The organism is Pseudoalteromonas sp. SWXJZ94C, from assembly GCF_015864385.1.
GTDB lineage: Bacteria > Pseudomonadota > Gammaproteobacteria > Enterobacterales > Alteromonadaceae > Pseudoalteromonas.
On record NZ_JADYXF010000038.1, the window covers coordinates 37,687 to 51,214 of the forward strand.

The 13,528-nt window shown below is 37.9% G+C and carries 12 protein-coding genes; 4 read left to right on the top strand and 8 right to left on the bottom strand.

What is annotated here, in order from left to right; all coding sequences use genetic code 11:
* Positions 1–40 precede the first annotated feature (40 nt).
* From I6F65_RS15865 to I6F65_RS15885, 5 genes are all read right to left on the bottom strand, one after another.
* Positions 41–2,161, bottom strand: coding sequence for a methyl-accepting chemotaxis protein (locus tag I6F65_RS15865; protein ID WP_197113853.1), 2,121 nt, complete (start codon positions 2,159–2,161; stop codon positions 41–43).
* Positions 2,162–2,265: 104 nt separating this feature from the next.
* On the bottom strand, positions 2,266–3,483 hold the full coding sequence (arsJ, locus tag I6F65_RS15870) for an organoarsenical effux MFS transporter ArsJ (RefSeq protein WP_197113856.1): 1,218 nt from the start codon (positions 3,481–3,483) through the stop codon (positions 2,266–2,268).
* Between the two features lie 24 nt (positions 3,484–3,507).
* On the bottom strand, positions 3,508–4,518 hold the full coding sequence (locus tag I6F65_RS15875) for an ArsJ-associated glyceraldehyde-3-phosphate dehydrogenase (protein ID WP_197113859.1): 1,011 nt from the start codon (positions 4,516–4,518) through the stop codon (positions 3,508–3,510).
* 28 nt (positions 4,519–4,546) lie between these two features.
* Positions 4,547–4,903 carry a metalloregulator ArsR/SmtB family transcription factor gene (locus tag I6F65_RS15880; protein ID WP_197113862.1) on the bottom strand — a complete coding sequence of 119 codons (357 nt, stop codon included), beginning with the start codon at positions 4,901–4,903 and terminating at the stop codon, positions 4,547–4,549.
* A 164-nt stretch (positions 4,904–5,067) separates the two neighbouring features.
* Positions 5,068–5,496 carry an organic hydroperoxide resistance protein gene (locus tag I6F65_RS15885; protein ID WP_024611591.1) on the bottom strand — a complete coding sequence of 143 codons (429 nt, stop codon included), beginning with the start codon at positions 5,494–5,496 and terminating at the stop codon, positions 5,068–5,070.
* A 129-nt stretch (positions 5,497–5,625) separates the two neighbouring features.
* Here I6F65_RS15885 and I6F65_RS15890 point away from each other — a divergent pair, with 129 nt between their 5' ends.
* The 3 genes from I6F65_RS15890 (at position 5,626) to astB (ending at position 9,169) form a co-directional block, all read left to right on the top strand.
* On the top strand, positions 5,626–6,060 hold the full coding sequence (locus tag I6F65_RS15890) for a MarR family winged helix-turn-helix transcriptional regulator (protein ID WP_197113865.1): 435 nt from the start codon (positions 5,626–5,628) through the stop codon (positions 6,058–6,060).
* A gap of 46 nt (positions 6,061–6,106) precedes the next feature.
* Complete coding sequence (locus I6F65_RS15895) at positions 6,107–7,201, top strand: L-dopachrome tautomerase-related protein (protein ID WP_197113868.1); 1,095 nt, start codon at positions 6,107–6,109, stop codon at positions 7,199–7,201.
* A gap of 621 nt (positions 7,202–7,822) precedes the next feature.
* Positions 7,823–9,169 carry an N-succinylarginine dihydrolase gene (gene astB / locus I6F65_RS15900; protein WP_197113871.1) on the top strand — a complete coding sequence of 449 codons (1,347 nt, stop codon included), beginning with the start codon at positions 7,823–7,825 and terminating at the stop codon, positions 9,167–9,169.
* Between the two features lie 68 nt (positions 9,170–9,237).
* Here the strand turns inward: astB and I6F65_RS15905 are convergent, their stop codons facing one another.
* Complete coding sequence (locus tag I6F65_RS15905) at positions 9,238–10,092, bottom strand: mechanosensitive ion channel family protein (RefSeq protein WP_197113873.1); 855 nt, start codon at positions 10,090–10,092, stop codon at positions 9,238–9,240.
* A 275-nt stretch (positions 10,093–10,367) separates the two neighbouring features.
* On the opposite strand from I6F65_RS15905, the gene I6F65_RS15910 reads away from it, so the two are divergent.
* Positions 10,368–11,048, top strand: a complete 681-nt coding sequence (locus I6F65_RS15910) for an SDR family oxidoreductase (RefSeq protein WP_197113875.1) — start codon at positions 10,368–10,370, stop codon at positions 11,046–11,048.
* Between the two features lie 129 nt (positions 11,049–11,177).
* On the opposite strand, the gene I6F65_RS15915 is transcribed toward I6F65_RS15910, so the two are convergent.
* Together I6F65_RS15915 and I6F65_RS15920 are read right to left on the bottom strand one after the other, a co-directional pair.
* Positions 11,178–11,453 carry a carbon starvation protein CstA gene (locus tag I6F65_RS15915; RefSeq protein ID WP_231613215.1) on the bottom strand — a complete coding sequence of 92 codons (276 nt, stop codon included), beginning with the start codon at positions 11,451–11,453 and terminating at the stop codon, positions 11,178–11,180.
* Between the two features lie 774 nt (positions 11,454–12,227).
* Complete coding sequence (locus tag I6F65_RS15920; protein WP_197113877.1) at positions 12,228–12,935, bottom strand: SDR family oxidoreductase; 708 nt, start codon at positions 12,933–12,935, stop codon at positions 12,228–12,230.
* Between the last annotated feature and the right edge of the window lie 593 nt (positions 12,936–13,528).

A 13,528-nucleotide genomic window follows, 5' to 3' on the forward strand; every position in this document is an offset into this window, starting at 1 on the left:
ATTACTGCCGTTTTTATTTTATCTGAACATTAAATAAATATTATGTTTTTAATTTATTAAGTTCTGAATCTTGTTTCGCTACTAGTTTGTTAAGCATTTCGCTGCTATCACCGGCTTGAGAAGATAAATCAGAAAGCTGTGAAGCCGCATCAGATATAAGCGTCAAGTTACGATTAATCTCTTCAGTTACTAAGCTTTGCTCTTCTGCAGCAGTTGCAATGTGTGTTATTTGATTTGTTATTTCATCAACTTTAACAACCACACTATGCAAGGCATCAAACGCAACAGACGTTTCGTCAACTGCATCTTGAGCTCTTACTACGCCTTTTTCTATTACAGTTGAAGCATTACCAACCTCATGTAACAAGCTGTCAATTAGTTTACTAATATCATCGGTTGATGAACGAGTTTTAGAAGCAAGTGCCCTTACTTCGTCGGCAACTACTGCAAAGCCCCTACCATGCTCTCCCGCACGCGCAGCTTCAATTGCAGCATTAAGTGCAAGTAAGTTTGTTTGCTCCGAAATAGTACGAATTACATCTAAAATTTGTGTAATATCTTTACTACGCGAGGCAACTTTTTCTACTGCTTGATTTGCTTCTTTAATTTCTTCTGACATGGTCTTAACTTGCATCATGGCTGACGATAAACTCGATTCACTGCTAACCACTAAACCATTTATTTCGTCAGCTTGTTGCGCAGATTGCTCTGATGCTCTTGCAACTTCAAGCGCTGTCGCGCTCATTTCGTTCATTGCTGTTACCACACTTTCAATTTCTTGAAATTGCGATTGAACATTATGTTTAGTATCAATTGCTATACTTTGGGCAATTTCACCTTGCTGTTTAGTTTGTTCAGATACATCTTTTAGCTCAGAGATTAAATCACGTAATTTAGTTAAAAATCGATTAAATCCACCAGCTAAAGCAATAAGCTCTGCGTGGCTATCAACGTGTAGTGTATGCGTTAAATCGCCTTCAGAACTTGCAAGGTTATCAACTCGTTGTTGAATTTGTTGTAGCGGCGCTATTACACCTGCAATTACTAATTTCATAACAATAAAGGCGACTACCGCAATGGCTAAACCCGTTATTAAAATAATAAACCCAAGTGACGTTGCCGTTTCTTGCATATTTTTTTCTAGCGCTTGAGGGCCTGCAAGTGCAAGCTCTGTTGGCACTTCAATTATTAATGACCATTGTTTATTGGCTAATTTAATATTTATTGGGTAATTAACGAGGTATTCGTTATTAGTTTTAAAAATACCGCTTTGTCCTTTAGACTTTTCAATATCATTAAATATATTAGAACTAACGGCTTCTTTAATTGGACGCCCTAGCTTATTTTTATAGTGACTACTGCCTACAACTAAACCTAAATCGCTCAATAAGGTTACTTTAGCTTGTCCGTTATATAGTTGTTGAGATAGCTTCTCGGTCAACGCCTGAAAGGTCGGAAGCGTTAAATCAACACCAGCTAAACCAATAAACTGCCCTGATTTCAAAATAGGCACAGTTAAAGAAGTAAGCATAACAGAATCGCCCGACGGTATTTCGTATAGGTAAGGTTCCATAATACAAGGCTTGAGTGTATCTTTAGCGCACAAATACCACTGAGCTTCGCGAATACCAAACTCATTTAACGCTGTAATGTATTTATCGGCTGCATTAGCTACTTTTTGCTGCTCAATTACACCATTTTGATCGCGAGTAATATAAACTTCTAATGTACCTGCACCATCAACTGAATGCTTAAAACCTTGTTGATATTGAGAATCTTGCCCGTCATAGGCATTAGCCTCAAACTGCGAATAAATAGATGATAAAAGCGTGTTTTGCTCTAAAACAGCACGATTTATACTTACAACTGCATTTCGATCCAAAGTATTTTGCTTTGCTGAGTCACCAAGTAAAGCGGCTAACGAATATGGAATCCTGTAAGCCTCATTTATAAACCCAGCAATTCTTTCACCATAAACAGCGGCATTGGCATTAAGTTTTTCTTCAACTTCTGCAACAATGTATTCTTCAGACTTGGTCGCTAATTGTTCATTACTTGATGATAATTGCCACCATAATATGCTCGAAAGCACCAGTACTGTTATAAATATACTGCCGACACTAAGCCAGAGTAACTTTTTTGCTAACGATATTTCCCGCATTAAACACACCTTTTGATTAAACTACCGTTACAGTTTAGTAGTTTTTGAAAAGGAAGCTATGAATATCACTAAACTAACTGAATTAAATACAATAAGTTGAATTTTTAATGCTTGGCTAAACGAACAGTTATAATTGAAGCTGCAATTAACAAACACACACTCACCCATAAGCATGCATTAAGTCCGTACATCTGAAAAATCCAACCAGAAAGCACAGTACCAAGCAAGCGCCCTATCGCATTGGCCATATAATAAAAACCAACGTCGAGCGACACACCATCATTTTTAGCAAAACTTACAATTAAGTAACTGTGCAACGACGAGTTTACTGCAAATACGCCACCAAAAATGAATAATCCAATAATGAGTGTAAAGTGTACTGCTATATCAAATTGCATCAGCAATGCCAAAACACCTGTTACACCACTTAATAAAACAACCCACCAATATGCTTTTTTAACGGTATGTAAGTTATTGATGTTTAGCCCTGTAATGCGCGGTGCTTGAGATTGTACTAATCCATAAGCAATAACCCACAAGGCAATAAAACCACTCACCCACCAATGGTCCCAGTTAAACTGAGCAGCTAAATACACAGGTAGTGCCACTACAAACCATACATCGCGTGCAGCAAACAAGCATAAACGCGCGGCACTAAGTAAATTTATTGCGCGGGACTTAGAAAATAACTCTTTAAACTTAGGTTTGCTTTTAGCTTTACCAATATCGCTTTTTAAAAAAATTAAACTAATAATCCAAGCAATACTTAGCAAAGTAATTAAACTCAATAAAGCACCTACAAACCCAAATAACGTAAGTAGCAAGCCGCCTAAAAAAAAGCCCACCCCTTTTAAAGCATTTTTAGACCCTGTAAGTATGGCAATCCATTTATATAATTGGTTTTGCTGATCGTCTCCTTGTGGCACTAAGTACTTAATGGCACTTTTTGCGCTCATTTTATTTAAATCTTTAGCAATACCACTCAGTGCTTGCGCTGCCATAACATAGGCAACGGTTAGCCAATCTCCTGGCACGCAAAGCATGACTAAAGCTACAAGTTGTAGCCCAAGCCCTACATTCATGGTTTTGTTTAACCCTAAATATGCTCCTAGCCATCCACCTACTAAATTGGTGATTACGCCAAAAATTTCATAAAACAAAAACAACATGGCTATTGCAAATGCACCATAACCCAACTGATGAAAATACAGCACCACCAGCATCCTTAGTGCGCCATCAGTAAGGGTAAATGCCCAGTAATTACCGGTAATTATTAAATATTGTTTTATAGAGCTTGGTAAATTAGCTAACTGCGCAAGCATGAATTTAAACCTTTTTAAACGAGATTAAACCAAATCACTTTGTGCAACTTTAAGCATTAGCTCAGCGGTACGGTTTGCATAACCCCATTCGTTATCATACCAAGCGTATAATTTAAGCTGAGTGTTGTTAATTACCATAGTTGAAAGCGCATCTATGGTGCAACTACGTGGATCTGTTTTGTAATCTACCGATACAAGCGGTCTTTCTTCATAACCTAAAATACCTTTAAGTTCATTATTTGCAGCGTCTTTAAACCAGTCATTCACTTCACTTTGTGTTACGCCTCGCTCAAGCTCAAACACGCAATCGGTAATTGATGCATTTGTAAGTGGTACACGCACAGCATGACCGTTTAATTTACCTTTAAGCTCAGGAAAAATATGCGTAATGGCTGTTGCACTGCCTGTTGTTGTTGGTATTAAACTAGTACCGCATGAACGCGCTCTGCGTAGGTCTTTGTGGGGTGCATCTATAATAGTTTGAGTATTGGTAATATCATGAATAGTGGTCATTGAGCCGTGCTTAATACCCACTTTTTCTTGCAATACCTTTACGATTGGCGCTAAACAGTTAGTTGTACACGAGGCAGCGGTAACAATTTTATGCTCATCGGAGTTATAAAGGTTATCGTTTACACCCATTACTATATTTAAAATACCATCTTCTTTTACAGGAGCAGTTACTACTACGCGCTTAACACCTTGCGCTAAGTATTGATTTAACAGCTCAGTGGTTTTCATTTTTCCACTGGCTTCAATAACCACGTCGCAATCTGACCAATCCGTTTCATTTATGGTTTTGTTATTCATTACTAAAAGAGTGTGTTTACCTACACTAAATGAATTATCGTTACTTGTAACCTGCTGCGCTAAACGCCCGTGTACTGAGTCAAATTCAATTAAATGAGCGTGGGTTTTAGCATCGCCCGCTACATCATTTACTTTAATAAACTCTATTTCTGGCCAATCAACTGCTGCACGCAGTGTTAAACGCCCCATACGGCCAAACCCGTTAATACCTACTTTAATAGTCATAATTAAATACCTTTAATGAGTTAATTTATTAGTTACAACAGCTAGCTGCACGTTCAGGGCGATTACCCATAGCGTTTAAGCGCGTTAAATCGTTTTCATAAAATGAAGGGTTAGCAGTAAGTGTTTGCGTTAATACAGTTTTAGCCCATTCAGGCAGGACTTTATTAATACTGTAATAAACCCATTGGTTTTGTTTACGGTCGCTTAGTAAACCGAATTGTCTTAACTGTGCTAAATGGCGAGATACTTTAGGTTGGCTTAATTCAAGTGCAACAACAAGCTCGCATACACACAGCTCTTCTTCGTGACTAATTAGCAGCATTGCTTTTAGGCGCGTATCGTCTGCTAGGCATTTATAAAATTGAAGTGGATTAAATTGTTCCATATTGTCCTCACTGTGCTTATGCATACACAATAAAACAAAATAACAATATATGGAATAGTGAATATACGTTTTACCGTATATTTAATTTTTATACCTTAAATGCAAAAAAGCACACAACGACTAATTGTCGTTGTGTGCTTTTATAGCTTTTCTTTATTTAGTTATTAAATAACAGAAAGCTCTACTTCAATGTTGCCACGTGTTGCGTTTGAATATGGGCATACTTGGTGTGCTTTATCTACAAGTGTTTGCGCAGCTGCTTTATCCATATCACCAAGTGATACAGCAAGTTTAACAGCAATACCAAAACCACCTTCAATAGCACCAATAGACACTTGTGAGTCAATATGCGTGTCGCTTGGTAAATCTATTTTTTCGCTACCCGCTACAAATTTAAGAGCGCCAATAAAACATGCAGCATAACCTGCGGCAAATAATTGCTCTGGGTTAGTGCCTTGTCCGTCATCGCCGCCTAAGCCTTTAGGTGTTGATAAATTTACATCTAAACGACCATCATCAGATTTAGCTACGCCTTCACGACCACCAGTTGCAGTTGCTTTTGCTGTGTAAGCTACGTTTTGTAATACATTCATAATGAACTCCAAAGTTTAAAAATATCAATCAATTTAGTTTGTGTGCAAAATAATAGAACAAGTAATTAGAGATTGCAAATACTTTGCATGCAAATTAAAATAGCATGTATTGAAATGAAGGATAAAGTTATGTCGTTTGAGCAATTAAAATTAAAAAATCAACTATGCCATCGCTTATATATGGCATCGAACAGTATTGCTCGCGCTTATAGAGTACCTCTTGCCGCTCTTAATTTAACCTACCCGCAATACGTAGTGATGATGGCACTATGGGAAGAAGACAAAGTAACTATTGCAGATCTTATTGATAAAACTGCGATCGATGGCGGTGCAATGACCCAAATACTCAAAAAAATGAGCGACAAATCATTACTTGCTGTTATTAAAGATGAGCACGACAAGCGCAAACGTCTCGTACAATTAACTCAACATGGTCATTCACTCAAGTTAAAAGCAGCCGATATTCCAAAAAATATTTTATGCAAATTTAATAGTATTGATACAACGCAAGCACAGCAACTTATGCAATTACTCGATTTAGTCGTAAGCGATTTAGCCGATTAGGTTCTTATTTTTAAACCATAACGTGTTTTAAAAGGTTCTACTTAAAATGACTCACATTAAAAAATTACTCTTAGTTGCCGCATGCAGCACGGCATTACTTGGCATCAACCCTGTATTTGCTAATAACAGCGACCTACATACTGTAGCGACTTTTGATGCGCAGCACCCACCAGGTAATATTGCTATTACCCCATCGGGTAGAAAGTTTTTATCTGTACATGGCTTTTTTGGTCAAAAACAAAAAATTATGGAGCTTTTGAGCGATGGCACAACTAAGCCCTACCCTAATGAAGAATGGGCTTACGCGTATAACAACGGTAAAGGTTTTTACGATGTACTCGGTATAAACGTATCAAGTGATGGTATTTTGTGGATGCTTGACACTTCAGGGCCAGATCATGCTGGGCGCTTAGTAGGCTGGGATACAAACAAAGAGCAACTACATAAAATTATTTACCTCGCTAAGCCAACCATCACCGACACCTCGTTTTTAAACGATTTAGTCATCGATAATAAACATGGCGTTGTATACATTGCTGACACAGCACAAGGCAGCCAAGCCGCTATTATTACCGTAAACCTTAAAACAGGTGTCGCACGCAGAGTATTACAAGATAGCCATTACACCACAGCCGAAAATATAGATATGGTTATTGATGGCCGCACAATGAGCCTTGGCGGACAACCTGCCCGTTTAGGTGTAAACCCTATTACGCTTGACCCTAACGAAGACTGGCTTTACTTTGGATCTATGTCGGGCACGTCGGTTTACCGCATTGCCACCAGCGATATAAATAACAAGAGCCTTTCGGCTAAAACACTTGAAGATAAAGTAATGCGTTATGGTACTAAACCAATTTCCGATGGCATTATTGTTGACGGTGGCGGTAATGTGTATGTAACCGATATAACCAACGGCGCAATTGGTGTAGTTAAACCATCTGGCGACTACGAAGTATTATTTAAAGACGAACGCCTCAGCTGGCCTGATGGTTTTAGCTACGGGGCTGATCATAAAATATATTTTACCGTTGACGACTTACATAACTCGCCAGTACTTAATAATGGCAAAAATCAAAGCCACGGTAAATTTAAAGTGCTGTCGTTCGAGCCTTTAGTAAAAGGAAAAGTAGGCCGTTAATTTACTTTTTGAGTGACTATATTTTTTAAAAAGCCTTGCACATAGTTGCAGGGCTTTTGTTTGAAATGCACCGTATTGGTATATTACTTTGCGAGGCTTCACCACTTTGGTGCTAACTCTTAAGTATGTATTTACACTTAAATACTAAATATATGATTTCTATTCATAAAATATTCAACTTAATGTTGGCATACTTCTTCCTATAGACTGATGTGTTCAGTGATAATACCAAGGAAAAACCATGTACAACTTATACCATACCCTTTACCTTTTATGGCGTTTAGACATTAGCGTTTGGCAAGTTAACGATCCTACTAATACTCGTACTACGGCAGAAAAAGAACGCGCCTATGTTAAGTAACATCGTATTGTGTAAAGGCTTGGCATAAAGCTTCATTATATAAACTTACTTTATGCTAAGCTTTTGCGCACTATGAAATTGATGAATAAACCTTCTTCAACTACTTATTAGCCACCGAATATAAAAACGAAGCTCCCTACAAAAAATCATACATATAAAAACATCAAAAAATTAGTAAAAACACTGCGTTTATAACTTTGCAAGCAGCCCTATTGCGTTGTATTGTTGCACCCTATTGAAAATTTTTAGTTGGAACGTGTATGCACGCTTTGGAAGTTAATTTTGATGGTTTAGTTGGTCCTACTCACAACTATGCTGGTTTGTCGTACGGTAATGTTGCCTCGTTAAATAATGCTGCAAGTTTTTCAAACCCTCAAGAGGCTGTGCTTCAAGGTCTTGAAAAAATGAAAGCCATGCACGACAAAGGCCTAACTCAAGGTGTATTTGCTCCCCATGCGCGCCCCGACTTAAACGTATTGCGCCGTTTAGGCTTTACAGGCAACGATGCTCAAGTAATTCACAAAGCATTTAAAGCTGACCCTATATTATTACGTGCTTGTTACTCTGCATCGGCAATGTGGACAGCAAATGCAGCTACGGTATCGCCATCTCCTGATACAACCGACGGCAAAGTACATTTTACTTCAGCTAACTTAAATAATAAATTTCATCGCTCATTAGAGCCTGCCACTACAACACGCTTGTTAAAAGCAATGTTTAATAACGACAAGTACTTTGCGCACCATACTCATTTACCCGACCAAGGTTTTTTTGGTGACGAAGGTGCAGCAAACCATACTCGCTTTTGTGATAACCACGGCGACAAAGGTCTTGAAATGTTTGTATTTGGTGCCAGTGCTTTTAATAGCCAGCTACCAAAACCAGTTAAGTTTCCAGCAAGGCAAACACTTGAAGCCTCAGAAGCAATTTGTCGCTTGCATAACTTGAAAGATTCAAGCCAAATTTTACTACAGCAAAATCCAGATGTGATTGACCAAGGTGTGTTTCATAACGATGTGATTGCAGTAGGAAATGCCAACGTTCTTTTATGCCACCAGCAAGCTTTTTTAAATCAAAAACAAGCATTGCAAGACATTCGCGAAGCGTATATTGGCAGTAAAGAATTTTATATTATTGAAGTACCAACAAGTAAAGTAAGTATTCAAGACGCAGTAAGTAGTTACTTATTTAATAGCCAGCTAGTGAGCTTAGCCGATGGTTCTATGTTATTAGTAGCACCACAAGAGTGTAAACGTAACAGCGCAGTAAATGCCTATATTGAAGAAATGATCATGGCAGATAACCCAGTAAACCAAGTGCAGTTTTTCGACCTTCGTCAAAGTATGCAAAATGGCGGCGGCCCTGCTTGCTTGCGTTTACGTGTAGCCGTGAACGAGCAAGAACTTGCTGCAATAAACCCTGAGGTTATTTTGACCGACACTAAATACACCCTATTGTGTGATTGGGCAAAACGTAACTACCGCGATAAATTAACTGCTAACGACTTTGCAGACTCAGCACTATTAACTGAAAGCTACCAAGCTCTAGATGAGCTTACGCAGCTACTTAGCTTAGGCTCAGTGTACGACTTTCAATTAGAAGATTAATACTAAAGTTAATACAAAAATAGCGAGCCAAGGCTCGCTATTTTTATTTGTGTTTATGCTAATAAAATTTATACGTCTTTACTTACCGTTATTGCCGACGCCATCGACTCAGATATATGAAGCGTACGCTGCGGGAACGGAATACTCAGCCCTGCGCCTTCAATTGCTTCTTTAACGCGTTTATTTAAATCCCACACGGTTTGCCAATAATCACCATTAACAGCCCACGCACGCAACTGAATATTCACCGCGCTTTCGCCTATCGATGTCACCATTACTTTAGGTGCAGGCTCTGCTAGTAATCGGCCCTCTGATGCGGCTAATTCTTTAAGCACATTTAAGCCAACGTCAATAGAATCTGCATACGAAATACCCACCACTATATCCATTCGTCTTTTGCCATTACGAGTAAAGTTTTTAATATTTCCACCCCATACCTTGCCGTTAGGCGATGCAATGTAAAGGCCGTCGGTGGTTTTAAAAATAGTGGTAAACAGGTTTATTTCGTTCACAGTGCCAAGCGTGCCACTGGCATCAACAAAATCTCCTATTTTAAAAGGTCTAAGTATTAGCAGCATAATACCTGCAGCAATATTACTCAGTGTATTTTTAAGCGCTAAACCAATAGCCAAGCCAGCAGCCCCCATTAGCGCAATTAAACTGGCCGTGTTAACGCCAAAAATATCTAAAATAAATAGCCCGCCAATTATATAAACTAAATAACCAGCAATACTTGATAAAAGCGGGAGCAGCGTACTGTCCACCTTTTTTAATGGTGATTTAGAATTCTTAATCGCATTTTTAACTGAACGTGCAATTAAGGCACTCGCAATTAAAATCACCAACGCTAAAATCACTTTGTATCCTAAAGTGATGATTGTTTCTGAATGGCTTTGCCAAAACGCTAAAAGTTTATCTTTCATGTTTGTTCCGATAAATGAGGCTGAAACTCAGCAAAATTATGGTTAAATTTAATAAAAACCGACTTCAAAAGAAGTGGCGCGAGTATATAGAATAAAAAATTTAAACCTACCTTTTTTAATCACTTATTTCAATTTTAATAACGACTTTAAAATCGTGATTATTGAAGTATAAAGCACCGCTATTTATGGCTAATTTATAACGACTATTCAATGTAGGTTAATTGTTTATTGGTATGGTGATTTTAAGTTTTTAACGTTCATTAAAGAGGTCATCTATGGCAAAAGAAAAAATAGTACTTATAACTGGCGCTTCAAGTGGCATTGGCGAAGCAACCGCAAGAACCCTTGTTAACAACGGCCATAAAGTAATACTTACCGCTAGACGCGAAGATAAGTTAACGGAGTTAGTCGAGTCGCTAGGCTCAAATAAGGCATTGGGTGTAGCCGCAGATGCAACCGACTTCACCGCGCTTGAAAACGTTGTTACCAAAGGCATTGAAAAGTTTGGTCGATTAGACGTAGCCTTTGCCAACGCAGGCATGGGCGTTTCAACCGCAGGCACCGAAAAAGGTGACCCAGATGAATGGTCAGCGATGATCGACATAAACATTAAAGCGCTGCTGTGGACTGCAAAACTAACACTGCCGTATTTACGCCAAAACAAAGGTCACTTTATATTAACCAGCTCAGCAGCTGGTCGTAAGCCATTAGGAGGCTCTATTTACGGGGCAACTAAATGGTTTGCTTATGGCTTTGGGCAAAACTTAGCTGAGGAAATGAGCCAGTGGAACGGACGCTGCACAACCATAGCACCAGGTATGGTAAACACTCCGTTTTTTGATGAAGCAAAACCCGATAAACTCGACCCACAAGATATAGCCGACGCCGTACTTTTCGCAATAGAAGCAAACCAGCGCAACAGCGTACGTGAGATTTATTTAATGCCGACTAATTAACGTTGGCTGGGGAGTTTGACTGTCAGGTTTAATGCTAATGGTGTTAAACCTGATGGTTATTAGTGCTTAGTTTGGGTTAGATGCTAGTAGGTAAGAATGAATTAAAGGTATTAGGCATTTAAAGTCTTATTAATTGCCAATGCTGCCCTTAAACCATATGTAAGCAAAATATAAGACAACGGCAATATATCCAAAAGAAATAATTAGGTTTACTTTCCAAAGGTTTAGCCAAAAATTGCCTCTGAAATAAGTGCGTTCTCTTACTTCATGGTTGAACAATGCTACTGAAGAGGGCACTAATATTAACGCAGACCAACCAAGTATAGGTAACACCATAAACATAATGCCTATGCCTGTACCTCCTGCTGAAGCGTCGGATGCTTCACCATCAATTAGGGCTAGCATCAATTAGCCTAAAATAAACCCGGCAATCGCAAGTATAAAACCTGAAAGCTGAAGTGTTCTCATTATTATCCTTGGCAACTAACAAGACTGTAAAATAACTCCAACAGCCAAATTCAATTAAAAAATGAGCTCCTTTAATTAACCCTAAGCGTTTTTAAAGCATTACAAGATTTAGGTTGGGTGTCACTGTAATTCACGCGGGAGCAAAACCAACTGTTTTTTGTCCTTATTGGATCGTCTTATAGTTCGACCAAGCCACTTAATTTAAAAGTAACTGACTATTATATTAAGTGGAATATGCTTCTGTTGGTTACGAATATTGAATGACAAACATCCAATGTTTTTAACAAGAAGTTCGAGCCAACAGAGCACCTCGATTTCAAAACGCATACTCAGGGATTGCCGACCAAGACTATCTATAAGACCTGCGAGAAACGAGATTTAAGCACATTTCATTCTTAACTTTACCCGTAGGCGCTTTAAAATAAAAGCATATAACGTTGATGATTTTGTGTACTCAGTGGCATTGATTCGACCGATAAAAAACATGATATTTGTGTACACCCAACAAGCACTAATAAATATCATTACACCGTTATTAAACACACACCTAAAGCGTGGCATGAATGGGTTATGGATCTTAAACCGCGTTAACACCCTAAGATGAATCGACATATTTAATGGGCTTAAAACAAACAGGCTCAGCAGTTTTAAAATTTGCAATTAATAACTGACTTTACTAGTTATCCACCTCATAGCGTGTTTTTAGATTTATTAGAACGGTAACTCATCACCATTAAAACTATAAAGGTTACCCGTATTATCAATAGATAAATTCAGAATAACGTTCATAACCCCAAAAGCCGAATCTACTACATTTTCACTTGCTGTAGAGCCGCCCATATCTGTTTGAACCCAGCCGGGATGAACAGCCACCACAGCGACATTATCATTAACAAGCTCTTGTGATAAATTCACTACTAGCATATTGGCTGCTGCTTTAGACATTCGATAACCATACCAATCCACACTTTGTTCTAGCGACAAAGATCCCATAGCAGAAGAAATAACCGCTATCTTACATAAGCGTTTTTTATTCATTAAAGGTAAAAAGCAATGAGTTAAATATAGTGGTCCCAATGAATTCACTTTAAAACACATTTCAGCATTAGCATAATTAATAGTATGGATACTTATGTTTTCTCGATCCAAATATCCCGCATTATTTACTATTAAATCTAATTTGATATTTTCCTCGCTAAGTTTACCTGCCAACGTCTTAATATTTTCAGGGCAAGTGATATCCATTAATTCAATAGACAATTTATCAGGAAACTTACCTTTCAATGAAGTGAGATCAACCGCCGTTTCTAGATTTCTACAGGTAGCAATTACTGTCCATCCATTTATAAGGTATTGTCTGGCTAATTCGAAACCGATACCCCTATTAGCACCCGTTATTAATACAACTAAGTTACTCATTGTTTATACCTATAAATCTAACAGTTTAGTCTACGATATTTGTCGTCTAAAAACCGACAAATATTCTTATATTACAATGGTTTTACCCTAGCTATAAAGCAAGTATTTGTAAACAGCTAGTTCCGCCTTAACTTTTTTAAATACAGCACAACCCCAAAATGGTGGAGATCTGTAATATTAGACAAAATACAAACAACTGTTTAAATACACAGATTTGTTGTTAGTTATAAATTTACATCATAGATCGTTATTAAAACCCAATAACTCGCATTAACCATAACTCTTATACTTGCAACTCATTCTTATTTATAAAATAAGTTAACTATCATAACCCCCACCCTATTGAATCCTAATTAATTTTACTTCATATTAAATACTCTTATTTCTCACTTATTATGCTGTTATGTCATTTTTTAAATTTAGCCATGCACTTATTCTCACAATCGCTAGTACTTTACCGCTTACAAGCTATGCCGCTTTCATAGGTTAGACATTAAGAGATAATTGGATTCAGGCCGCATTTTAATCGTCCTTTTTCTTTATCTCTTTTTGGGTTCGCTCTTCGTGCATATTTTGACAAAAAAATGATAGTT

What these genes read in the sequence shown, in the direction of transcription:
- I6F65_RS15865 (WP_197113853.1), bottom strand. Translation starts at nt 2,161, where the DNA reads ATGCGGGAAATATCGTTAGCAAAAAAGTTACTCTGGCTTAGTGTCGGC.
- arsJ (WP_197113856.1), bottom strand. Translation starts at nt 3,483, where the DNA reads ATGCTTGCGCAGTTAGCTAATTTACCAAGCTCTATAAAACAATATTTA.
- I6F65_RS15875 (WP_197113859.1), bottom strand. Translation starts at nt 4,518, where the DNA reads ATGACTATTAAAGTAGGTATTAACGGGTTTGGCCGTATGGGGCGTTTA.
- I6F65_RS15880 (WP_197113862.1), bottom strand. Translation starts at nt 4,903, where the DNA reads ATGGAACAATTTAATCCACTTCAATTTTATAAATGCCTAGCAGACGAT.
- I6F65_RS15885 (WP_024611591.1), bottom strand. Translation starts at nt 5,496, where the DNA reads ATGAATGTATTACAAAACGTAGCTTACACAGCAAAAGCAACTGCAACT.
- I6F65_RS15890 (WP_197113865.1), top strand. Translation starts at nt 5,626, where the DNA reads ATGTCGTTTGAGCAATTAAAATTAAAAAATCAACTATGCCATCGCTTA.
- I6F65_RS15895 (WP_197113868.1), top strand. Translation starts at nt 6,107, where the DNA reads ATGACTCACATTAAAAAATTACTCTTAGTTGCCGCATGCAGCACGGCA.
- astB (WP_197113871.1), top strand. Translation starts at nt 7,823, where the DNA reads ATGCACGCTTTGGAAGTTAATTTTGATGGTTTAGTTGGTCCTACTCAC.
- I6F65_RS15905 (WP_197113873.1), bottom strand. Translation starts at nt 10,092, where the DNA reads ATGAAAGATAAACTTTTAGCGTTTTGGCAAAGCCATTCAGAAACAATC.
- I6F65_RS15910 (WP_197113875.1), top strand. Translation starts at nt 10,368, where the DNA reads ATGGCAAAAGAAAAAATAGTACTTATAACTGGCGCTTCAAGTGGCATT.
- I6F65_RS15915 (WP_231613215.1), bottom strand. Translation starts at nt 11,453, where the DNA reads ATGCTAGCCCTAATTGATGGTGAAGCATCCGACGCTTCAGCAGGAGGT.
- I6F65_RS15920 (WP_197113877.1), bottom strand. Translation starts at nt 12,935, where the DNA reads ATGAGTAACTTAGTTGTATTAATAACGGGTGCTAATAGGGGTATCGGT.